This is a genomic window from Rhodococcus tibetensis (assembly GCF_024438035.1).
GTDB lineage: Bacteria > Actinomycetota > Actinomycetes > Mycobacteriales > Mycobacteriaceae > Rhodococcus_F > Rhodococcus_F tibetensis.
In genome coordinates this window covers 129,490-153,023 of the sequence record NZ_JANFQF010000012.1, presented here as the reverse complement: position 1 = coordinate 153,023, position 23,534 = coordinate 129,490, and the positions used below count along the sequence as shown (strand labels likewise).

Sequence of the window (23,534 nt, the reverse complement as noted above, 5' to 3'; positions counted from 1 at the left end):
GCGCCGTCGGGCCCCTCTCGAACCAGGCTTCCACAGTCGAGCGGTACGTGCGCAGGAACGTAGTTCGGCACTCAGGTGCGCTACGCGGGTCGGTGCTGTGTGGTAAGTCTGACCCGACACCGGAGTGGGGAGCGAAGGAGGAGGCTACGTGCTCGTACTGCATCGCGCCGAGCGTTCGACCACCCTCGCCGCTGCGCTGGGCGATATCCTCGCCACTCCGCTTGCCGATCCGTTCGCCCGCGAGGTGATCGCGGTGCCCGCGAAGGGTGTGGAGCGCTGGCTGACGCAGCGGCTCTCAGCCGTGCTGGGCGCGCGAGCGCACCACGGTGACGGTGTCGCCGCGAACATCGAATTCCCGTCACCGACACGTCTGGTCGACGACGCACTCGCTGCGGCCACCGGCCTGTCCGCCGAGGACGATCCATGGAATCCCGCCCGACTGCTGTGGGCGCTGCTCGAGGTCGTCGACGGCTGCCTCGACGAACCGTGGTGCGCCGTCCTCTCGAAACACCTAGGTTCCGGTCTTTCGGCGCACGGTCGAGACGATCACCGGCCGGGTCGCCGTTACGCCACGGCGTCGCATGTGGTGGAACTGTTCCGGAGTTACGCCGCTCAGCGGCCCGCAATGCTCGTCGGCTGGGCAGATGGGCATGATGTCGACGGTGCCGGTGGGTCTCTCGACGAGGATCTCCTGTGGCAGGCCGAACTGTGGCGTCGACTGCGCGAACGTATCGGCGGCCCCAGCCCCGCCGAGCGGCTCGACTCGGCCTGTGCGCGACTGCGGGAAGAGTCCGATCTCGTCGACCTTCCGCAACGCCTCTCGCTGTTCGGGCCCACCCGCCTCGCCACCGATCAGATCGCCGTGCTCTCTGCACTGGCCGCCCACCGCGACGTGCACCTGTGGCTGCCGCATCCGAGTCCGGCCATGTGGGCGACCCTGACGGAAACGGAGGAGGTGACTGCCCGCGCCGATGACCACACTGCGCTCACCGTCCGCCATCCTCTCCTCTCGAGCCTTGCCCGCGATGTCCGCGAACTGGAATCGCGCCTGGTCCGTCTCGACCTCGACGATGTCCACCACGACGCGCCTCCCGGGCCGGAGACGCTGTTGGGACGCTTGCAAACCGATATCCGGGACGATCGGACGCCGGTGCGCGCCGAGATCGATCCCGACGAATCCGTGCAGGTGCACGCCTGCCACGGGTCGGCCCGCCAGGTCGAGGTACTGCGCGAGTGTCTCCTCCATCTGTTTCAGAACGACCCCACCCTCGAGCCGCGCGACGTGGTGGTCATGTGCCCCGACGTCGAGTCCTACGCACCGCTGATTCGTGCCGCGTTCGGTCAGGACGTGCTCGGCCATCCCGGACACCGACTCCGGGTTCGCCTCGCGGATCGTGCTCTGCACCAGACCAATCCGGTTCTCGCGGTGGTCGCGACGCTCCTCGAGCTGGCCGATTCCCGCGTGACCGCGAGCCAGGTACTCGATCTCGCCGCCGCGGTCCCGGTGCGGCGAAAGTTCCGTTTCGACGACGACGATCTCGAACGTATCCGGGAATGGGCGACCACCACCGGGGCGCGGTGGGGGATCGGGCCACGTCAGCGAGCCGCTTTCGGCCTCGGAGACTTCCCGCAGAACACCTTCACCACAGCGCTCGATCGGATTCTGCTGGGCGCCGCCGCCGACGAATCGGAAGGGGAATGGCTCGCACTGGCCCTGCCCCTCGACGACGTCGACAGTAACGACATCGACCTCACCGGCAGGCTGGCCGAGTTCGTCGATCGCCTCGACGTCGCTCTCCGTGGGCTTCGCGGACCGCAGCCGGTCGCCGAGTGGTCGCGGGCACTGGCCCGGGCCCTGGACCTCCTCATCGAGGTAAGCGCGGCCGACGCCTGGCAGTCTGCGCAAGCGCGGCGTGAACTGGGCGCCGCGATGGAACACGGGGGAGACATGGTCCTGCGGTTGTCGGACGTGCGCGCCATGCTGGCCGGCAGGCTGGCGGGACGCCCCACGCGTGCCAACTTCCGAACCGGCGAACTGACGGTGTGCACGATGGTGCCGATGCGGTCGGTCCCACACCGTGTCGTCGTTCTCCTCGGACTCGACGACGAGGTGTTCCCACGCGTGGCCGGCGTGGACGGTGACAACGCCCTCGCCCGCAATCCACTACTCGGCGAACGTGATCCGCGCAGCGAGGATCGGCAACTCCTCCTCGACGCGGTGATGTCCGCCGGTGAGAAACTCCTGCTCTTCTACACGGGCGCCGACCCGGTCACCGGTATGCCGCGACCGCCGGCCATCCCGTTGTCCGAGTTGCTCGACGCCGTGGCTGTCACCCTCGGCGACGGTGCTCTGAGCCAGGTGCTCACCCGCCATCCCCTGCAGCCCTTCGACGCCCGCAACTTCCAGCCGGAACATCCGTTCAGCTTCGACCGTGTGGCACTCGCCGGGGCTCGGGCGGCTCGGTCTCCCGCCCCGTCGAATCCCGCCTTCCTCCCGGACCCGCTCCCCGCACCGCCGGCCGAGGACGTCGACCTGGCAGATCTCATCGCGTTCCTCGTCCATCCCACCCAGGCGTTCCTCCGGCAACGGCTGGGTCTGCGCATCCCCGAGGTGGATGAAGACATCGCCGACGCACTCGAGGTCGCGCCCGACCCGCTCGCGCGTTGGGACGTCGGACAACGGATGCTCGTCGCGCGGCTCGCCGGAACCGAGCCGGCCGACTTCCGTGCCGCCGAGTGGCGCCGCGGCACGCTGCCGCCGTTCAAGCTGGGGGAGTCGGTACTCGGGGCCATCGAGCACGGCGTCGAGGCGCTCGTCGCAGTCAGCGCACCCGTCCATGTGGGCCGCGCGCAGACGGTCGATGTGGACGTCGATCTCGGTTCGGGCCGGCGTCTCACCGGGACCGTCGGCGGCGTCCACGGTTCGGTGATCGCGAACACCACGTATTCGCGGCTCGGTCCGAAGCATCGCCTCGCCGCGTGGGCGCAACTGCTCGCAGTGGCGGCGTCGGACAGCACCCGCGAATGGTCTGCCGTCACCACGGGGCGTGGCTCCTACAGCAGGCCCGCTTGGCGTTCCACGCTGACCGCTCCGCCCGAGGCCCTCGAACAACTCTCCAGTCTCGTCGAACTCCGCGACCTCGGTCTTCACGCGCCGCTGCCCATCGCGACCGGGGCCTCAGCGGCGTACGCGGAACGGCGATACGGCGGCAGCAGCGTCGAGGATGCGATCGAGGCGGCGCGGCGGGAATGGAGCAGCGACTTCGGGGACGCGAAAGACCGTCACATCGTCTATGTGCACGGACCGTCGCCGAGTATCAACGTTCTCGGGGATTCGGTGATATTCGACGACTACGCCCGGAGATTGTGGGCGCCGCTACTGGCGGCGGAGACGCTGGCGCAGCCATGAACGACACGCGAGGATTCAACCTGCTCGGACCGCTGCCGGTGGGCACCATCGTGCTGGAAGCCAGCGCAGGGACGGGAAAAACCTACGCGATCGTCGGACTCGCTGCCCGCTTCGTCGCCGAGGGCGGAATCGACCTCTCACGACTTCTGTTGGTCACCTTCAGTCGCGCGGCAACCCAAGAGTTGCGGGAACGCACCCGCGAGCGCTTTCGCAGTGCAGCAACAGAGTTGGCTGATCCCAGGCGTGCTCTCCTCGGCGAGGATCACGTCATCCGGCATCTGGCCGATGCCGACCCCGAAGAGGTGGCACTGCGGCGACGTCGACTGCTCCAAGCTCTGTCCGACTTCGATGCGGCCACCATCGTCACCACCCACAGCTTCTGCCAGCGCATGCTCGACGGTCTCGGCATCGCCGGTGAGCGGGACCCCGACGCGGTGATCGTCGAGGCCGCCGACGACCTCGTCACCGAGGTAATCGACGACCTCTACCTCAGCGCCTACAGCCGCGCCGAGTCCGCACCGTTCACCCCGGCGGAGGCCACTGCCGCTGCGCGGGCCGCCATCTTCGATCCCCAAGCCGTGCTCGCACCGGAGGACGCGCGCGGCACCCCGGCCGGTGAACGGGTGGCGTTCGCCGACGCCGTGCGCGCCGAGGTGGAACGCCGCAAACGCGCTGTCGGACTGCGGGATTTCGACGATCTGCCTGCCCTCCTCCATCGCGTGCTCACCGATCCCGAACACGGCGAGGCCGCGTGCCGGCGAGTGCGGGACCGGTACGACGTCGTACTCGTCGACGAATTCCAGGACACCGACCCCCTGCAATGGGACATCCTCGGCAGAACCTTCCACGACGGCGGTCGATCCCCCCGCGAGAGCACGCGAACGCTGGTGCTCGTGGGCGACCCGAAGCAGGCGATCTATGCGTTCCGTGGGGCCGAGGTACTCAGCTACCTCGACGCGGTGCAGTCGGCCGACAGTCACGAGGAACTGGTCACCAACTGGCGCAGCGACCAGGAACTGCTCGACGCCCTGGAGTACCTGCACGGAGGAGCTGCCCTCGGCCATCCCGACATCGTCGTGCATCGGGTGGACGGGGCCCGGCCGAAGTCGCGGCTCGGCGGTGCGGCACCCTTGCGCCTGCGTTATCTGCCTCGAACCGGCGCGGGTGCAATCAACAAATCTGGATACCCCGCGGTCGGACCGCTGCGCAACCGGGTGGCCGCCGACCTCGCGGCGGACATCGTCCGCACCCTCGACGGCGGTGTCACGCTCGACATCGGTGGCGTGTCCCGCGGGGTCCAGCCGGGAGACATCGCCGTCCTGGTGCGCACCAACGCGCAGATCACGCTGGTACACGAAGCCCTCGACCGTGCCGGTGTGCCGTCGGTACTCGCAGGCGGTGCCAGTGTGTTCACCACGCCCGCCGCACAGCATTGGTTGTGGGTTCTGCAGGCGCTCGAGCAACCGCACCGTTCCGATCGGGTGCGGCTCGCCGCTCTCACGCCGCTGCTCGGACACACGGCCGAGCAACTCGATTCCCGCGGCGACGACATCGTCGCCGAAGTCGGGGGGCTGCTGCGTGAACTCGCCTCCGTGTTCGCGCTGTCCGGTTTTGCTGCCCTCTTCGAACGACTCGCCGCGATCGGTTCGCTCGAGGCACGCCTGCTCGCCGTCTCCGCCGGAGAGCGCAGCCTCACCGATCTCCGTCATGTGGCGCAGTTGCTCAACGGCGCCGCAGTGGAGCAGTCTCTCGGTCTCACCGCCATCACCCGATGGCTCACCGAACGGATGAAGGATCCGTCGTCCGGCGGTGTCGACCGCAGCCGACGTCTCGACAGTGATGCCGCGGCGGTACAGATCGCGACGGTCCACGCCAGCAAGGGTCTCGAGTTCCACCTCGTCTACCTGCCCTATGCGTGGGATGCGGCGAAGAATCCGAAGCCGAACAAGCTTCTGCTGCACGACGAGAACGGGCGTCGCATCCTCGATGTCGGTGGGGCCGGGAGTCCGGGGTACGCGGAACGCAAGGGCCGGCACGATGCGGAAGAAGCGGGTGAAGAGCTTCGCCTGCTGTATGTCGCGCTCACCCGCGCGATGTGCGGACTCGTGCTGTGGTGGGCGCCCGCGTTCTCGACGGGGGGTGCGCCGCTGCACCGGATGATTCTCGGACGCGCTCCGGGGCAGCGTGACGTGCCGCAGAAAGCGAACGTCCCGGAAGACCCAATCGTCGCGGATCGGCTGTCGGCCTGGGGTGCCGGCTGCCCCGACACCGTGCGTGTCGAGGCTGTCGGCTCCGAAGCGGTGCCGCCCGCGCAGTGGTCACCGCCCAGAGAGACCGGCGGCAACCTCGAGGCCGCCCGGTTCCAGCGAGTTCTCGACTCTCGCTGGCGCCGAACCTCGTACTCGGCGTTGACCGCGTCCGCGCACAAGAGTCCGGCAGTGGGCAGTGAGGCGGAGGTCGACGTGAAGGCGGACGAACCGGATGAACCGCCACTGCACGAGCCGGCAGACGAGAGCACCGGTATCGCGTCGACGATGAACGACCTACCCGGCGGCACGACGTTCGGAACCCTCGTCCATGCCGTGTTCGAAATCGTCGACACCACCGCCCCCGACCTCGAAGCGGAACTTCTGCGCTGCTGCACCGAGGTGATCGCCTCGACCATGTCGGAAATCGATCCGGCGCAGCTCGCTGGCGCCCTGCTGCCCGTACTGCACACACCCCTCGGATCTGCGGCAGCACAGCCGCTCGCTGCTATCGCGCCCGCCGACCTGCTGGCGGAACTCGAGTTCGAACTTCCCCTCGCCGGCGGAGACGCACCGTCTCTCACCGTGATGCTCGACGGCATCGGCCGACTACTCCGCACCCACCTCGCTGCCGACGATCCGCTGCGGTCGTATGCGGATGCGGTGAGCACTCTGGAACCCACGCCCCTGCGCGGTTACCTCACCGGCAGTATCGACGCGGTGCTGCGGCTGCCCGGGCCCAAATACGTCGTCGTCGACTACAAGACAAATCGACTCGCCCAGGGTGAGCTGACCACCGCCCACTACACGCGGGAGCGGATGGCCATGGAGATGATCCGGTCGCACTATCCGCTGCAGGCTCTGCTGTATTCCGTCGCGCTGCATCGCTATCTGCGGTGGCGTCAAGCCGGCTACGATCCAGGCCTCCACCTCGGTGGTGTGCAATATCTGTTCGTGCGAGGGATGGTCGGGCCTGACACGCCACCGGGCTGCGGGGTCTTCGACTGGACGCCCCCGGCTGCACTGGTGACCGAACTGTCCGACCTGCTGTCCGGGATCGAGGTCACGCCATGACCGATGTCCGGGTAGCCCAGCGCGGTAAAGGCGTGCTGCGAATCTTCAACGAGGCGGGAGTGCTCACGGCTGCGGATGTTCATGTCGCGCTGCGGTTGTCCGCACTCGCCGGAGAGACTTCTTCGGACGTGTTCCTGGCCACGGCCCTCGCGGTCCGGGCGGTGCGGGCCGGCTCGGTGTGTCTCGATCTGACTCGCTTGCGGGAGGTGACGGTCGACGAGGAGTCCGAGGTAGACCTGGACGACCTACCGTGGCCGGAGGACTCCGACGTCCTCGAGGCACTGCGCCGCAGCCCGCTCGTCGTCGGTGGACCGGCCGGACCGTTGCGACCGCTGCGGCTGGTGGATACCGCTGAAGGCCAGTTGCTGTATCTCGACCGGTATTTTCGGCAGGAAGAGACGATCCGGCACGTCCTCGACCAGCGCGCTCTGGGCTACCCCGTCGTCGACGAAGCGTCACTTCGCCGTGGGTTGGACACGCTGTTCCGCGATCCGTCCGGTTCCTCGCCCCCGCCGGATCGTCAGCGCATAGCGGCCGCTGTCGCCGCGACCCACTGGACCTCGGTGATCGTGGGTGGACCGGGTACCGGTAAGACGCACACCGTCGCCCGGGTGCTGGCCCTGCTGTCGATGCAGACGGGCCGGCCACGACGCATCGCCCTCGCCGCACCCACCGGCAAGGCGGCGGCGCGGTTGCAGGAGTCGGTGCGCGATCAGGCCGGCGAGCTGGGTTTGCCGCCCGATCTGACGGCGATGACGTTGCACCGCTTGCTGGGGTGGCAACGGGGCCGCGGCAGTCGGTTCCGCTACAACGCCGACAACCACGTGCCGCACGATGTGATCGTGGTCGACGAGACCTCGATGGTGTCGTTGACGATGATGTGCCGACTTCTCGAGGCGCTTCGCCCCGACACGCAACTCGTGCTCGTCGGCGATCCGGACCAGTTGACGTCGGTCGATGCGGGCGCGGTGCTGGCCGACCTGGTGGCTCGACCCGTGTCGGGGAAGGAGAATCCGCTGCTCGCCCGCGTGGTGGGAGATGATCTGAACGCGGCGGACGACCCTCTCGAGGCTGCGCTGAGTACGGTGGAACGGGATCGGTTGCGCGCAGGAGTGGTGCGCCTGAGCCGCGGTCGCCGTTTCGGCGGCGGCATCGCCCAACTTGCTGTCGCGGTGCGCGACGCGGACGAGGACCGCGTGATGGAGCTACTGCGCAGCGGCGCCCCCGAGGTGTCGTTCCACGATCTCGACGACCTCGCGGCCCTGCGAAGGGACGTTGTCGACACGGCGGTGGGTGTCACCGAGGCGGCGTCCGTCGGCGATGCCCAAGCGGCACTGCAGCTTTCGGAGGCTCATCGCTTGCTGTGCGCGCACCGGGAGGGTCCGTACGGTGTGCAGTGGTGGGCACGGCAGGCGATGGAGTGGATCGGCGAGGCCTCAGGGCAGAGGCTGGATCCCGACCGCTGGTACCCAGGCCAGCCGCTTCTGGTCACGGCGAACGATCATGAGACGCGCATTTACAACGGTGACACCGGTGTGATCGTGCGCCGTGCCGACGACGAACTCGTCGCCGCCTTTGCGCGTGGCAACGAGCCGTTTCTGCTGCATCCCACGCACCTGTCCGCGGTGCAGACGGTGTACGCCATGACAATTCACCGCAGTCAGGGCAGTCAGTACGACACGGTGTCCGTGGTGCTGCCGGGAGAGGAGTCTTCGCTACTGACCCGGGAACTTCTGTATACGGCAATCACGCGGGCCCGTCGGCACGTGCGGATCATCGGGACCGAGGAAGCGGTGCGGGCGGGAGTGCAGCGCCGGGTCCTGAGGGCGAGTGGGCTGCGGCGGACCTTTCGCTAGACCGGCTCCGCCGAGACGAGATCAGAACGGCAACGGTCGCGCTCACGAAGACGATCTGCAGCAGGGTGCGGGGCACTAGTTCTTCGAATGGGCCCGCCGAAAGTCCTTCGACGGCGGCGTAGACGTTCGCCGGGAACATCAGGATCAACAGAAGGGTTAGGCATCCAGCCGCCCACCCTGCAGTTCGTCGTAACAGCAGGCCCGTAGCACCGGCCAATTCGAGCAGGCCGGTGAGGGTCACGAGCAGCGCCGGATTCGGCAGCGCGGGTGGAACCATCGCGATGAGTTCCGCACGCAGTCCGAAGAAGTGGGCGCCTCCCGTCAGTACGAACATGGCCGCGAGCCCGCCCCTCAGCGCAACCGGCCACGGCCGCAATCGATCGATCCCCGCAGCACCGGCGAGAAGTATTGCCGCAGTGACGACAACGAGAGTGATCAACGGTTCCATGGCTGTTTCCTCAACCGTCAGTGCTGTCGGATGGTGTTGTTCGGGCCAGTCGATCGCGGGCCCGATTGCCTGCCGGTGCGACGGGAACGCGCGCGGTGAATCGTGCCAGCCCCAGCGCCGGCGCGCCGACATAAATCGACTCCGCGCGATCGACCGAATAGGTTTCGTGCCACACCCCGACTGCGCCCGGCGCCCGGCGTGCGCGCCGATTGAAGGCCGCCCAGGCTGGGCGGTGTCGGGCGTCGGAATTGCTCGCGTAGGCGTACAGCTGTTCGGCTGAACTCCAGTACTGGATCACCGTCGGGCCGCGCCCCTCGATGGTGAGGCGGTACCCCAGCATTCCCGAGTCGGGGTCCTGTGACAGTTCACGCAGCATCCTCGGCATGGCGAGGAAAGCAGGCAGCCACAGATCCGGGCGCCAGGGTCGGTTGATGGTCATCCCGATCAGGAAGATCACCAGCTCACCGTCGTAGTGGTGGGTTGATCGGCCCGGCTCGATTGTCGACATCGGATGCCTCCCATGATTGGATAGCATTACTATCTAATTGTGGATAGTGCGAATATCCAATGTCAAGGGGTTTGGGCGCAAGAAATCCCGGGGATGTGCAGGGCACACCCCGGTCGTGAGGAATCAGGCGGGAACTACGGGGACGGGGCGGGCGATGTAACCGGGACGACGGAGTCGAGGGCACGCTCGTGGGCGTCGGTAGACCATTGCGGCTCAGTCGTGATGTTGAGGTCGCCGACGATTCTGCCGAAGATGTCGATGCCCGTGCTGTACAGGATCATGGCGTTGCGCTGCGAGTCCGTGAAGTTCGCGTTCGTGAGGTTCGCGTCGCTCAAATCGGCGTACGACAGGTTCGCGGCGGTGAAGTTTGTGCCGGCGAGGTTGGCCCAGGTCAGGTTCGCACCCGACAGGTCGGCGAAACTCAGGTTCAGGCCCGCCAGGTTCGCCGAACTCAGATCGGCGCCGGGGCAGGTCGTGTGATGCTCGGGCGTCGGGTCGGCCACGATCGTGCAGCCCTTGATCTGGGTGTCTGCGGAGGCCGCACCCGCGCCGCAGGTGAGCGCGACACCAGCGGCCACCGCCACCGCCACAGTTCCGAAATATGTCCTGCTCATGCCGGACCGCCCCTCACCGAGAACCTCAACCGTCACCGCCGAACATAGTGCGGAGCACACTGCCCCGCACGAGGAATGGCGACACCGGTCCGTCGTGCGAGGGGTTGTGAGGCTGCGAGGCGTTGTGAGACACCCACGCACCCCTTCTCGGTAGACGCACCCGTTCCAGGGCCCGAAAACGGGTGCGTGGGCGCAGAAGGGGTGCGTGCGTGGGTGCGGTGCCGGGGGAATCGACTACTCGCAGGCGATGCCGTCGTTGTCCCGGTCGAGGTGCGGCGCGTATCCGTCCTGGCCGCGGTAGATCGGCGTCACGCCGGCGTTGCGGGCCTCGGTGCAGTTCTTGTACCCAGCCCGCGGCGCGGGAGCAGGCGGTACGGGAGCCAGCTGGGGCGCGGGGGCGGCTTGTGGAGCCGGCGCCACCTGTGGTGCGGGTGCCGGGGCGGCGGGTGCGAGCGGCAGAAGCGGGTTCACGGCGTCGGCCGAACCGCTCGGGATCAGTGCGGCGATCTCCGGCGGCAGGAAGTCGAAAACAGTGGACGCCTGCGCGGTCGGCGCCGCTGCCAGGGCAATGGCCGCAGATCCGAAGATGGTGAGAGCTGCACGTCGTGCCTTCATGGTGTTTCCTCGTTCATAGGGGGTGGGCTGCGACAGGACGCGGGGCCGAATAGGCGAACCGCACTGTCGGATGTTAGCCACGGCATAGCGGAGCGTGAAACCCGGTGTAGGTCAGGGAGGTTCGTTGTCAGTCGAGTGAATGACATCCGTGCCGAGTGACTCGCGCACTTCTTTTCGTCAGACGCACCCGTTCCAGGGTCCGAAAACGGGTGCGTGGGCGCAGAAGGGGCGCGTGTGTGGGTGCGGCGCCGGGGATTTACTGTGCGGGTGCCGGCTTCTACGCGCCGGGGATCATCCGTGCGTCGATTACCTCGGCGATGGTGTGCCAGATCCGGCTTGCCGGATCGATGACGGCGAAGTGATCGCCGGGCCCCTCGATCAGCACGACGTCATCGGTAGTCGCTGCGGCGACTGCGTGGTACTCCCTGCTCATCTCCAGCATGTCCGGTTCGTCTTGCAGGGCGGAGGCCACCAGTTGTGGGATGCCGAGAGGGAGTCGATCGATCGGCGACGACTCCTCGTACGTCACGCGGTCCCCGGCCCAGTCACTACCGACGGCGATCGCCACGGCGCCTTCGCCGAGGTGGCGATCGTCCGCGAGCCGCAGATTCAGGACACCGGCGAGGCTGACGGCCAGCGCTGGACGCACTGCGGCACCAACGGCGTCGGCAGCGGCGCGGAGCGCGAGCTGACCGCCAGCCGAGTGACCGAGGACGACGACTCGACCCGGGTCCGCCTCCGGGACGGTCGTGACGGCCTGGACGGCGTCGGCGACATCGGACTCCATTGCGGCCCAGCGGTTCTCCGCGCCCCGCCGGTACTCGACATTCCAGGTGACGTACCCGCGGGCCGTCAGGTCGACTGCCAGCGCATCCATCAGGTCGGACTCCCAGCGTGGCCGCCAGAATCCGCCGTGGATGAGCACGGCGACGGGGAAGGGGCCGTCGCCGCCCGGAATCCGCAGTTCCACTCGCTGATCGGGGTGGTCGCCGTAGCGGACGATCCGTGCGGGATGGAAGCGATGGTGATACCAGCTGTCCACGGCGTAGCGGAGTCCGTCGAGACCCCTGCCGCGAATGTGGACGCGGACGCCCGCTGCGCGGTCTGCCTCACATTCGCCGAAGTCGACGCGGATCACCCCGCAGGCTGGGGCAGTGAAGGGTGCCCCGGCACCGGGCACGACGATGAGCTCGCCTCGCCCCGCCGCCGACTGCACGGCCCGCTCCAGCCCGGCGGTGTCCAGAGCGAACGTCAACTCGCCGGTCAGGCCGCGTGCAGCCATTGCCCGGTGCACGAGTTCCTCCGCGGTTCCGCGGTGCGCCACGGCCCCCGGCGCGAAGACGACGTCGACTCGGCGCGTGGGTTGGTTCACGGATCTACCCTACTTTTTCCAGATGACATCTGTATAGCGGTCGCCACGATTATGTAATATGAAGGTCGAGAGCCCGGCACTCGAACACCAGTAGTGAGGACAGTCATGGGCGTGCAGGCCAACACCAGAGCCATCGAGAGAGACATCGTCACCGACTTCAGCAAGCGAATGAGTTACGGCGCGTACCTCGACCTCGACACCCTGCTGAGCGCGCAGAAACCGGTGAGCCGGCCGGAGCATCACGACGAACTGCTGTTCATCATCCAGCACCAGACCACCGAACTCTGGTTGAAGCTCGTTCTGCACGAAACACTGGCGGCCCGAGCCGCTTTCGACGCGGACGAGATCGGCCGGGCGCTCAAGTGCGTGGCCCGCGTCAAGCACATCCAGAAGACGCTGACCGAACAGTGGTCGGTGCTGGCCACGCTGACCCCCACCGAGTACTCGGAATTCCGCCAATTCCTCGGCAACTCGTCGGGGTTCCAGTCCTACCAGTACCGCGCCGTCGAGTTCGTGCTCGGAAACAAGAACGCCGACATGTTGAAGGTATTCGAAGCCGATCCCGCCGCCCACGATCTGCTGGGGCGACTCCTCACCGAGCCGAGTTTGTACGACGCGTTCTGGCAGTGCCTGTCGCGGCTCGGGTATGACGTGCCGGCCTCCGCGCTGGACCGCGACATAACCACCGCCTACACGCTGAACGAGGACCTGATGCCCCTGATCAAGTTCATCTACGAGAACCACGACGAGCACTGGGCCGTCTACGAGGCCTTCGAGGAGTTCGTCGACCTCGAGGAGAACTTCCAGCTGTGGCGCTTTCGCCACATGCGCACGGTTCTGCGCACCATCGGCATGAAGTCCGGCACGGGAGGATCGAGCGGAGTGGGATTTCTGCAGAAGGCACTGGAGCTGACGTTCTTCCCCGAACTGCTGGCCGTACGCACCGAGATCGGACGATGATGACCGCGTCGACCGATGTGCTGACTACCCGGGCCGAGGAACTCGACGCCTCGGATCCGCTGCGTTCCTACCGTGACCTGTTCATCGGCGCCGACGATCCCGCGGTCGTGGCGTACCTCGACGGCAACTCTCTCGGACGGCCCACCAAGTCGAGTGCCGAGCGGATCAACTCCTTCGTCACCCAGGCGTGGGGTAGCCGGCTGATCCGCGGATGGGACGAGGAGTGGTTCGAACTTCCGATCACGATCGGGGACACCCTCGCGAGGGTGGCGCTCGGCGCGGCCGCCGGGCAGACCACTATCGGCGACTCGACGACGGTCCTGCTGTACAAACTCGCGCGAGGTGCGCTCGCGTTGCGGCCGGACCGTACCGAGATCGTCGTGGACCGCGACAACTTCCCTACGGACCGGTACGTGCTCGAGGCCGTCGCCGGAGAACTCGGGCTCACGTTGCGGTGGATCGAGTCCGATACCCGCGGCGGCGTCACCACCGGCGACCTGAAGTCCGTGGTCTCCGAACACACCGCACTCGTCGTGCTCAGCCACGTCGCGTACCGCTCGGGCTACCTGGTCGACGCCGCCGGCGCCGCTCGCGTGACGCACGACGCCGGTGCGCTCCTGCTGCTCGACCTGTGTCACTCCGTCGGCTCGGTTTCCCTCGAACTCGACACGTGGGGTGTCGATCTGGCGGTCGGGTGCACGTACAAGTATCTGAACGGCGGTCCGGGCTCACCGGCGTTCGCCTACGTTCGCGCCGAACATCAGCAGGACTTCGTGCAGCCGATCTGGGGCTGGATGGGCCGCGACAACCCGTTCGCGATGGAGCAGGGCTACCGACCGGCGCCCGGCATCCGGCGGGTGATCAGCGGAACGCCGTCTGTCCTCGGCATGATCGCCATGCAGGACACTCTCGCGCTGATTGACGAGGTCGGCATGGAGGCCGTTCGGGCCAAGTCGGTGGCGCTGACGCAATACGCGCTCGAACTCGTGCGGAAGTTGTTGACTCCGTTGGGCGTAGAGATCGGATCGCCGGAGGATCCCGCCGAGCGGGGTGGTCACGTGATCATCGACCACCAGCGATTCGAGGCTGTCATCGAAAGGTTGTGGCAGAAGGGTGTCATCCCCGATTTCCGGGCCCCGCAGGGGCTGCGGCTCGGCCTGAGCCCGCTGAGTACGAGCTTCTCCGAGGTGTGTGCCGGGATACTCGCGATCCGTGATGAACTCACCGACTGAACCCGCGAGCGCGATCCTCGACGACTTCGATTCGCGGCCGGGCAGCGCGACGTCGCTGATCCGGACCGTCCTCGGCGCGTACGTGCGCGACCTCGGCGGGTGGGTTGCGATCGCCGACTTCGTGGAATTGATGCAAGCCGTCGGTATCCCGTCCGAATCGACGCGGATCGCCGTGGCCCGCTTGAAGAAGAAGGGGGTGCTGCGGCCGCTGACCCGCGACGGGCGGAGCGGGTACGAGGTGACGGAGCAGGCCGAGGCGATGTTCAGACGCGGCGATCCGCGGATCTTCGGCTTCCGTCAGATGGCGGACACCGACCCCTGGCGGCTGATCTCGTTCACCATCCCCGAATCGCAACGGGCAGCGCGACACCAGTTGCGCAGGCGGCTCGGGTGGATCGGGTGCGGCGCCGTGTCAGCGGGTCTGTGGATCGCCCCCGAGTATCTCGCGGGTGAGGTGGGGGACATCGTCGACGCACTGGGCCTGTCCGACTATGTGATCACCTTCGTGTCCACGTCGATGTCCGTGCCCGGTTCGATGGCGGACGCGGCGGCGCGGTGGTGGGATCTGGGCGGCATCGCTGCCCGTCACCGAGAATTCCTGAACCATCACCGCGCTGCTCTCCCGGCGGCAGAGGAGGTTTCGCCGCGCGAGGCCTTCGTCCGCTTCGTTCCGCTGCTCGACGAATGGCGCATCATTCCGTACATCGACCCGGGCCTGCCCGCCGGCATGCTGCCCGAGGACTGGCCTGGATCCGACAGTGTTCGCCTCTTCGCCGCGGCGCGGGACCGCTACCTCGCCGGGAGTCGAGAGTGGGTGCGAAGCGTTCAGTCCCCGCTCCCGGCGTGAGGTGTCTATCCCAGGAACTCCTCGCCGATGATCTTGGCCCACTCCTCGGCCTGGTCCTTGGGGCGGATGGTGCTGGACCCATCGTGCCGGCCGTGTTCGCCAACCTGTACCGCGCCGAGGGAGGCGAGCTTCTCCGCGATGATCTCGCCGCCGCGGTTGTAGGTGTCTTCGTAGACCTTGTCGCCGAGGCCGAAGAGCGCGAATCGCAGACCCGTCAGATTTGGCTCGTCCTCCTCGAGACCCTCGAAGAAGGGTTCCGCGCCGGTGGGCAGCTCGCCCTCACCGTAGGTGGAGCACACGATGACGTGGAAATTCTCGGGGTCGAGATCACCCGCGTCGAACTCCATCATGTCGTACAGGGACGTGTCGTCGTAGGCGCCGAGCACGTCGGCGAGATGATCGGCTACCAGTTCGGCGGTTCCGCCCTCGCTGCCGTACAGAATCACCACTGCCATGTTTCTTGCTTCTCCTCGTAAGTTGGTGCGGGCGTGCTCAGTACACGTCGCGTAGGTAGCGCTTGTCTTTCTTGAGCTTGTTGACGTACTCCGACGCATCCTCGGCCGAGAGACCACCGTGGGTGGCGATCACCTGGTGCAGTGCCCGATCGACGTCCTTCGCCATGCGGGTTGCGTCGCCGCACACGTAGAAGTGGCCGCCGTCCTCGAGCCAGGCGAAGAGTTCCTTGCCGTTCTCGAGCATCCGGTTCTGGACGTAGATCTTCCCGGCCTGGTCGCGGGAGAAGGCGAGGTCGAGACGGGTGAGGAGACCGCTGTCGCTCATGGCACCGATCTCGTCCTCGTAGATGTAGTCGGACGCGCGGTGCTGGTCGCCGAAGAACAACCAGTTGCGCCCCGACGCGCCCCGCGCCTGGCGTTCCTGCAGGAACGCGCGGAACGGTGCGATACCGGTTCCGGGGCCCACCATGATCATTGGCGCGTGATCGTCGGTAGGCACGCGGAACGACTTGTTCTTGGATACGAAGATTCCGCCGGTACTGCCCTCGGCGACACGGTCGGCCAGGTAGGTCGAGCACACACCGCCGCGGTCCCGACCGGCGGAGGTGTGCCGGACGCTGGCCACGGTGAGGTGCACACTGCCGGGGTCGGCGAGTGGACTCGACGAAATGGAGTACGCCCGGTGCTGCAGAGGCTTGAGCACCCCCACGAACTCGTCGGCGGTCATCGACAGCGCAGGAGCGAGGAGTAGCAGATCGAGGACGTCCTTGCCCCACAGCCACGCATCGAGTGCCTCCTTGTCACCGTGCCGGAGGACGTGAGTCAACTCGTCGTTCCCGGCCCGCTTCTCGATCTCGTCGAGGAATTCGTGGGACGGCGTGGAGATTTCGCAAGAGTGCATCAGCAGATCGCTGAACGGACGTTCCTTGCCGGTGACGGCGGCGTCCGCCGGGATGCCCAGCCGGGACACCAGAGCGTCGACGAGCGCGGGATCGTTGATCGGCATCACACCGAGCGCGTCACCGGCCTCGTACTCGAGACCACTGTCGGCCAGTGCAAACTCGTAGTGCCGGATCTCCTTCGCGGAGGCGTCACCCGACAGCCTCCGGTTGACAGCCAGTGTGGACACGTAGGGGTTCTTGCGGTTCCACTGCGACCGCTTGCGGGCCGGCTTCGTTTCGGGCTCGGCGACAGCGGCGACGGGGGACTCGCCGCGAATGCCTTCGACGGCCGCGAACAAGGGGAGGGTGTCGGCGACCCATGCGGCGGCGGTGTCCTCGTAGTCGACGTCGCAGTCGACGCGTGGAGTAACCCGGCGGGCGCCGAGCTGCTCGAGCCGGGTGTCGATCATCTTGCCGGCCTGGCAGTACCCGTCGTAGCCGGTGTCGCCGAGTGCGAGCACGGCGAAGTCGGTGGTTTCCAATCGCGGCGCGGTCTCCGCGGACAGCGCCTGCCAGAACAGTTCCGCGTTGTCGGGCATTTCGCCCTCACCGTAGGTGGAGGTGACGACGAGCACACGTTGCATCGACACCAGGGCGTCGACCTCGACGTCGTCGAGCGCACTGACCACCGGCGCGAAGCCGTGCGAACGTGCCGCGGCGGCAGCATCTTCGGCGACGCCCTCGGCGTTGCCGGTCTGGCTGCCGTACAGCACGTGGACAGCGGGGAGTTGCCCAGCGGCGGCAGCGGGCGCGTCGGAATTGCTGCCGACCGCGAGACGGGAACTCATTCCGGCCAGAAAGCCGGTGAGCCACACACGCTGGTCCTCGCTGAACGGGGCGTCCTGGGGGATGTAGGGCATCTTCATGAGGGGACCACGTCTCTCGTGGGAATCAGATCGGGGAGAGCGTGCTGCGCGAACAGTTCCTCGAAACCGGGCAGCCGGCCGATCTTGTCGACGTTCTTCGCATCCTGGTGCAGAATCCAGCCGTAGGTACCGGGGGCGTCGATGGACCGGACGTTGCGGCGGCGCAGCGCATCCTTGTAGTCGGCGAGGCGCTTGGCCGCCACCATCACCGCCAGGTCCTCGTCGCTGTAACCCTTCAGGGCTTCGCGGGCGTACCGCTGCAGTCGCTGCATGAGGAAGAAGTCCTCGGTGAGCAGCAGGTTGCGGACGGCCTTGTCGACCGCCGGATCGGACGGATCCGCGGCACCCGGCAGCTTGGACAGCGCCATCTCCTGCGCCGCGTTCAGCACCGTGTAGTTGTTCAGCAGCGCGAACATGGCTTCGGTGTCGGCCTCGCCGTAGCCGGGCACTGCGCCGCCCAGTACTGCGTGACCGTCGCGGTAGTCCAGCTTGAACTTGCGTACCTGGTGCGCCACCAGTGCCGCGGCGAGTTCGTCGGCCAAGTCCTTGCGAGGCTTGGCTTTCAGGATTTCGTCGCTGTCCTGGTACTGCAGCAGTGCACGCGGCATGCCGTACACGAAGTGGTGCTGCTCGGTCTCCCAGTTCTCGAGGAGCCATGCCGCCTTCGCGGACCCCGTGGCCGCGAGGTGCCAGCCGAGCAGCACGTGCACGGCCTGGTGGTGCAGTGCCGCGTGCTCGTCGTCGCCGGTGATCGAACCGAGCAGGATGGAATCGGCACTGGCCTTGCCGGGCAGCTTGCCCTCGGGGTCGTATTGGTAGACGAACCCGCCGCTCATTCCGTTGCCGACACCCTTGCCGAACCCGCCGAGGTTGAGCACCGCGCCGTTGGTCATGTACTCGCAGGCGAAATCGCCGACGCCCTCGACCACTGCGGTGGCTCCCGAATTGCGGACAGCGAAGCGGTCACCGGCCTGACCCTCGACGAACGTGCGTCCACCGGTGGCCCCGAACAAGGCGAAATTGCCGATCAGCACGTTGCCGCCGTGCAGGTCTGAGCCGCCACCGGGCGAGCACACGGCAATGCTGCCGCCGTTGGCACCCTTGCCGACACCGTCGTTGGCGGTGCCTGTGTGGACGAGGGACATACCGTCGTTGCAGAACGCGCCGTACGACAGGCCCGCGGACCCGGAGGTGGAGATCCGGACGCTGCCCTCGCGCAGGTAACCGCGACCACGTTCGTCACGAAGCACTGCCGGCAGAACCTGTTCGGTCAGTTCGTGATTGAGCATGCGTTCGATGTCGATGGCCAATTGTGCGCCGACGCTTTTGTTACGGTTGCTCAGCCGCACACCGTCACCGAGTTCGACGGTGGACTGGCCCTGCTCGACCAGGGCCGCCCGCAGCTGGACCAGCCAGCCGTCGTCGAGTGTGTAGTCCTTCTCGAGATACACCGGATCACCGATCGTGACCTCGTCGACTACCGCGAGCATCGCCCGCAGGTCGAGCTGGCCCACACTCGACGGGTGGTCGAGCAGGTGCAGCAGGTCGGACCGGCCGCGAGCCTCACGCAATGAGGTCATGCCCAGCTCGGCGAGCACCTCCCGAGTCTCGTGGGCGATGTTGAGCAGGTACTGCGCCATGGCCCGCGGGTCACCGTCGAACAGTTCCGGGTTGGTGGTGAGGCCGGCGGGGCACTTGATGTTGCAGTTCTTGGCCATGACGCACTTGAGCATCATCAGCGCGGTGGTGCCGAACTCGAAGCTGTCGGCCCCGAGGAGCGCCGACTTCACCACGTCACTCGCCGTCTGGTGCGCGCCGGAACACCGGAGCAGCACCTTCTGCCGCAAACCGTTGGCGCACAGTGCCTGATGAACCTCGGCCACACCGATTTCGGCGGAACGCCCGGCGTACTTGAGGCTGGTGACCGCAGCAGCGCCGGTGCCGCCGGTGTTGCCGGCGACGTTGATGACATCTGCGCCGGCCTTCGCGACACCCACCGCGATGGTCCCGATACCCTCCGAGGACACGAGCTTGACGATGACGCGAACCCGTGCCGCCTTGCAGTCGTGGATCAGCTGCGCGAGGTCCTCGATGGAGTAGGTGTCGTGATGCGGTGGGGGCGAGACGAGCTCGACGCCGGGTGTGCCGCCGCGGGCGGCCGCGATCTCGACGGTCACCTTGGGTGCGGGCAGCTGCCCGCCCTCGCCGGGCTTGGCGCCCTGCGCGATCTTGATCTCGAGTTCCTCGAGCATCGGGTCGGCCAGGTAGCCGGCCCACACACCGAAGCGGCCGGACGCGAACTGTTTGATCCGGGAACCGCGGATGGTGCCGTAGCGGGAGATGTGCTCGCCGCCCTCGCCGCTGTTCGACATCCCGCCGACCATGTTCGTGCCGTGTGCGACGGCCTCGTGCGCATTGGAGTTCAACGCGCCGTGGCTCATGGCGCCGGACGTGAGGAACGGGGTGATCTCACTGGCCTTCTGGACCGTGTCGATCGGAACGCTGGGCGGCGCGGTGCGCAGCAGGGCGAGGCATCGCAGTGCCTCACCGGACGCCCGGACGACGAGGGCGTCGTCGTCGATCCGATGTTCACGGAGGTCGTCACCGAACCGCAGGATCAGCGACTCACCCAGCGCGGCGAGCACGGTGGGGTCGCCGGCGTGCGGGCCGGTGAGTCGCAGGCGGAACTCGTCGTCCCCGACTTGCTCGGATGCGAGGCCACGAACCGCGAAACTGTTGTTGCCCTGACGGGAGAACCTGCCCATCTGCCGGCGGAACTCGTGCGCGGTGGTGAGGAACGTGACGTCGGCAGGCAGGTCCAGGACGTCGCGCAGCGCCGCGGGACGACGAGTGCGCTCCTCCGCCATCGTCCGCGCGAACGCCCGGTAGCCGGGGGTGATGTCGAACCCGTCGATCGTCTCGGGCGTCAGCTTCTGGAAGCCGGCGTTGCGGTAGGCGTCGTCGTCGAGACCGAACGCGTCCCCGAGCCGGTTCAACGGCAGCAGTCGCAGCGATTCCGTGTGGTCCTGGGTACCGGCGGTGTCGAACGCGATCGGCTCCTCGGTGAGGTCGACGAAGCCGCGCACGGCAGCCGTGCCGTACGAGTGACCGGCGCCTTCCGCGCGCTCCTTGAACAGGCCGAGCAGCGGGACGTCCTTCTCCCCGGTGACTGTCAAAGCCTTTGCGTGCCAGTCCGCGACGGCCTGGGCGATCACGGCGAATCCCACACCACCCACGGGTGTCTTGACGTTCGCGAAGAAGCGGCGCAGAACCGGGTCGTCGGTGTCGAGGTAGTTGGGTTCGAAGAACTCGCCCCCGATGTAGCTTTCGGCGGTGCACAGGCCGACCCGGCCCATCGTCTTCATCAACGACTTCTCGGCCGCCTTGGCGAAGCGCTTGAACGCCTCGTCCGCGTTGTCCGCGAACTTCTCCTCGGCGCGCAGACGGACGGCGAGGGGGTAGATCGCGGCGGCGCCGAACCCGAGTGCAGCGGCCACGTGGTGCGAGGAGGAGATCTGCCCGCTCTCGGCCACCACCGACACCCGCAGACGCAGACCCGCCTCGATCAGCCGCTGATTGACGGCGGAGATCGCGATGATCATCGGCAGGGCGGCGCGGTCGGTGGCGACATGCCGGTCGGTGAGGATCGCGATGCCGCCGCGTTCGCGGGCGAACGCTTCCACCTCGTCGCACAATCCGTCCACCGCAGCCTCGAGCGCGGCCGCGTTGGCAGCGGCGTCAGCAGGGACAGGGCTGTACAGCATCGGGAAACGCTGCACCGGCGTCTCGGTCTGCTTGCGGATCCGCAGCATGTCCAGGTGTGTGAGGATCGGCGACGGCACCACGATCTGCGGGGCAGACTCTGCACCGCTGTGCAGCTTGGCGCCCAACGCGACCCGCAGAGTCATGCCGTCCGACTCCCGGATGCTGTCCAGCGAAGGGTTGGTGACCTGCGCGAAACGCTGCGAAAAGTACTTGGCCACACCACCTTCCTGGTCGGAAAGCGCGTTGATGGCATTGCCGTAGCCCATCGCGGAGATCTTCTCCTGACCCGACGCCAGCATCGGATCCATCATGAACTTGAAGCTTTCCTGGTTGTGCGAGTACGCGACGTACCGCTGATGGCGTTCCAGGTCGCCGTTGTAGCGCAGTGGGCCGGGCTCGGCGTCCACCTCGGGCAGGGCGTCGATGGTGTGGCGCGCTTCGGCGACGAGGGCGCAGTAGTCGTGCCGGCCGGCCAGCAGCTCGAGCGCCTCTTCGGAGGAGTACGCGCGACCCTCGCGGTGGTCGAAGTACAGCATGCCGCCCGCTTCTATGCGTCCGCGGTGACGCACCGTGTCGGGGTCGAAGTCGATCTGCCCTGCCTCGGAGGTGACGCACAGGTAGTCGTCGGTCTCCACGCTGCGCAGCGGACGCAACCCCAGCCGGTCGAGACGCGCTCCGACCACGGTCCCGTTCCCGAAGATGACCGCGGCCGGGCCGTCGTTCTTCTCCTCGTAGAGGGAGAAGTACTCGAGCATCGCCCGGACCTCGGGGGAGAGGTTCGTGTCGTTCTCCCATGCGGGAGGCATCATCGACACGACGGCGGTGACGAGATCGAGGCCGTCCTCGACGACACGGCTCTGCAGCGTCTGATCGAGACGGCAGCTGTCCGACTGCCCGTGCGGACGAACGATCTCCCGGTTCCTGGCCCGGGCCACGGCCGTCTCGGAGAGCCGGTTCTTCTTGTCGGTGTTGAGCTCGCCGTTGTGCGCCATGAGCCGGAACGGCTGCGCCATCGTCGGGTGCGGGTCGGTGTTGGTCGAGAACCGGGTGTGGAAGAACAGGGTGTGGACGGCGTGAGCCGGATCGACCAGGTCACAGAAGTACGGGATCACCTCATGGGAATTGAGGCGACCCTTGAGCACCTGCGTGCGAGCGCTGAGCGAGAGCGGATACATCCCGGCGAGGTCCGGTCGGGTGTAGGCGACAGCCTCGATGGCGAGCAAAGCGTCGTGGATGCGGCGGTCGAACTCGACCCCGTCCGTGCACGCCTCGGGAGCGGTGAAGACCCACTGGCGAATGGGCAGCTGGTACTTGATCGCGGCGGGACGCAGCACGGTGGCGTCGACTGGGACGTCACGTTCGAGCAGCACCTCGAAACCCTGCTCGGCGAGGGCCCGCTCGATGACGGCCTCGGCGTCGGCGTGGAACGCGACGTCGGTGGGGAGGAAGAAGTTGCCGACACCGAAGCGACAAGCCTCCAGCTCTCCCCGTCCGGTGAGGGCGCGGAAGAAGGGCACCGAGAGGTCGATACAGATGCCGGCCCCGTCACCGACGCCCTCGGCCGACATGCCACCGCGGTGAGGAACAGCACACAGAGCCTCATTGCCCAGAGCCAGAACATCCGGGGTCTGCACGCCGTCTTTGCGGGTGATGAAGCCCACGCCGCAGCTGCTCTTGTCGAGCGTCCTGTCGTACAGGCCGGACTCGGTGGCACTCGTGTTCAACCGACTGTCTCCTCGCGATACTCGCCGAAATAGGGTCCGTGCAGCACACGGGTGGCGTCGGCGAGAGGATCACGGCGGAGAACCGGCCCCGAACCGATACGCCGGTGAGGCAGACGTCGTTGTCTGTAGTGCGGACCCTGACGAGTCCACGCGAAATCGCAGATTAGCCGAGGCTAAGTCTCTACTGCAAGCTGCTCGTTTCGCGGTCTACGAGATCGACCCGCACGGTCAGTAGGTCGGTGCCGACCACGCGGACCGCAGCGCTGTTGAGCCGCGGGAGCTGCGCCAGGCGGGCGACGGCGTCGTCGTCCGGCAGCACGGTCGCGGTGCCCGTGTGCCACATGCCGTGCAGTCGCAGTCGCACGGCGTTGTTCGCGCGGATGTTGCGGATGTAGTTCGACTGCTCGCCGTGCTCGGAGACGAGCCGGAACTGGTTGCCGGTTCGCTGCCCACCGATCGGCGTGACGCGCGGCTCACCGCTCTTGCGTCCGACGGTTTCCAGAAGCGTCTGGCTCGGCAACCGAGTGGTGACCGGGTTGAGGACCCGCTTCTGGAATTGGGTGATGATCCGCCACTTCAACGTGTTGACATCGGCCATGGAC

15 protein-coding genes are annotated in these 23,534 nt (G+C 67.2%); 6 read left to right on the top strand and 9 right to left on the bottom strand.

The window, feature by feature from the left end; genetic code table 11:
• Window positions 1-148 precede the first annotated feature (148 nt).
• The 3 genes from recC to recD are packed head-to-tail and all read left to right on the top strand — an operon-like array spanning window position 149 to window position 8,585.
• Window positions 149-3,409 (top strand): exodeoxyribonuclease V subunit gamma, encoded by a 3,261-nt coding sequence (gene recC, locus NOF53_RS16160; RefSeq protein WP_255970497.1) that lies wholly within the window; start codon window positions 149-151, stop codon window positions 3,407-3,409.
• Window positions 3,406-6,729, top strand: coding sequence for a UvrD-helicase domain-containing protein (locus tag NOF53_RS16155; protein ID WP_255970495.1), 3,324 nt, complete (start codon window positions 3,406-3,408; stop codon window positions 6,727-6,729). The genes recC and NOF53_RS16155 overlap by 4 nt, the downstream gene beginning before the upstream one ends.
• Window positions 6,726-8,585, top strand: coding sequence for an exodeoxyribonuclease V subunit alpha (recD, locus tag NOF53_RS16150; protein WP_255970493.1), 1,860 nt, complete (start codon window positions 6,726-6,728; stop codon window positions 8,583-8,585). Before NOF53_RS16155 ends, recD begins: the two co-directional genes overlap by 4 nt.
• Here recD and NOF53_RS16145 read toward each other — a convergent pair.
• From NOF53_RS16145 to NOF53_RS16125, 5 genes are all read right to left on the bottom strand, one after another.
• Complete coding sequence (locus tag NOF53_RS16145) at window positions 8,503-9,033, bottom strand: DoxX family protein (RefSeq protein WP_255970491.1); 531 nt, start codon at window positions 9,031-9,033, stop codon at window positions 8,503-8,505. The genes recD and NOF53_RS16145 overlap by 83 nt on opposite strands.
• 10 nt (window positions 9,034-9,043) lie before the next feature.
• A complete protein-coding gene (locus tag NOF53_RS16140; RefSeq protein WP_255970489.1) occupies window positions 9,044-9,541 on the bottom strand; it encodes a DUF4188 domain-containing protein in 498 nt (165 codons plus the stop codon).
• 134 nt (window positions 9,542-9,675) lie between these two features.
• Window positions 9,676-10,191, bottom strand: a complete 516-nt coding sequence (locus NOF53_RS16135; RefSeq protein ID WP_255970487.1) for a pentapeptide repeat-containing protein — start codon at window positions 10,189-10,191, stop codon at window positions 9,676-9,678.
• Window positions 10,192-10,389: 198 nt separating this feature from the next.
• Entirely contained in the window at window positions 10,390-10,770 is a 381-nt protein-coding gene (locus NOF53_RS16130; RefSeq protein WP_255970484.1) for an excalibur calcium-binding domain-containing protein, read from the bottom strand.
• Between the two features lie 277 nt (window positions 10,771-11,047).
• Entirely contained in the window at window positions 11,048-12,142 is a 1,095-nt protein-coding gene (locus NOF53_RS16125) for an alpha/beta hydrolase family protein (protein WP_255970482.1), read from the bottom strand.
• A gap of 105 nt (window positions 12,143-12,247) precedes the next feature.
• Between NOF53_RS16125 and NOF53_RS16120 the strand changes: the two genes are divergently transcribed.
• Genes NOF53_RS16120 through NOF53_RS16110 form a run of 3 tightly spaced genes read left to right on the top strand, consistent with a single transcriptional unit; the run spans window position 12,248 to window position 15,181 of the window.
• Window positions 12,248-13,102 (top strand): tryptophan 2,3-dioxygenase, encoded by an 855-nt coding sequence (locus NOF53_RS16120; RefSeq protein ID WP_255970480.1) that lies wholly within the window; start codon window positions 12,248-12,250, stop codon window positions 13,100-13,102.
• The gene (kynU, locus tag NOF53_RS16115; protein ID WP_255970478.1) at window positions 13,099-14,334 is read left to right on the top strand and encodes a kynureninase; all 1,236 of its coding nucleotides are present in this window, start codon (window positions 13,099-13,101) and stop codon (window positions 14,332-14,334) included. Before NOF53_RS16120 ends, kynU begins: the two co-directional genes overlap by 4 nt.
• Window positions 14,318-15,181, top strand: a complete 864-nt coding sequence (locus tag NOF53_RS16110) for a PaaX family transcriptional regulator (protein ID WP_255970475.1) — start codon at window positions 14,318-14,320, stop codon at window positions 15,179-15,181. Before kynU ends, NOF53_RS16110 begins: the two co-directional genes overlap by 17 nt.
• Before the next feature lie 5 nt (window positions 15,182-15,186).
• Here NOF53_RS16110 and NOF53_RS16105 read toward each other — a convergent pair whose 3' ends face one another.
• The 4 genes from NOF53_RS16105 to NOF53_RS16090 all read right to left on the bottom strand — a co-directional run bounded on the left by NOF53_RS16105 (window position 15,187) and on the right by NOF53_RS16090 (window position 23,530).
• A complete protein-coding gene (locus NOF53_RS16105; protein WP_255970473.1) occupies window positions 15,187-15,636 on the bottom strand; it encodes a flavodoxin domain-containing protein in 450 nt (149 codons plus the stop codon).
• A 37-nt stretch (window positions 15,637-15,673) separates the two neighbouring features.
• Window positions 15,674-17,443 (bottom strand): sulfite reductase subunit alpha, encoded by a 1,770-nt coding sequence (locus tag NOF53_RS16100; RefSeq protein WP_255970471.1) that lies wholly within the window; start codon window positions 17,441-17,443, stop codon window positions 15,674-15,676.
• A complete protein-coding gene (locus NOF53_RS16095) occupies window positions 17,440-22,932 on the bottom strand; it encodes a glutamate synthase-related protein (protein WP_255970470.1) in 5,493 nt (1,830 codons plus the stop codon). The genes NOF53_RS16100 and NOF53_RS16095 overlap by 4 nt, the downstream gene beginning before the upstream one ends.
• Window positions 22,933-23,113: 181 nt before the next feature.
• Window positions 23,114-23,530 (bottom strand): nitroreductase/quinone reductase family protein, encoded by a 417-nt coding sequence (locus NOF53_RS16090; protein ID WP_255970469.1) that lies wholly within the window; start codon window positions 23,528-23,530, stop codon window positions 23,114-23,116.
• Window positions 23,531-23,534 lie beyond the last annotated feature (4 nt).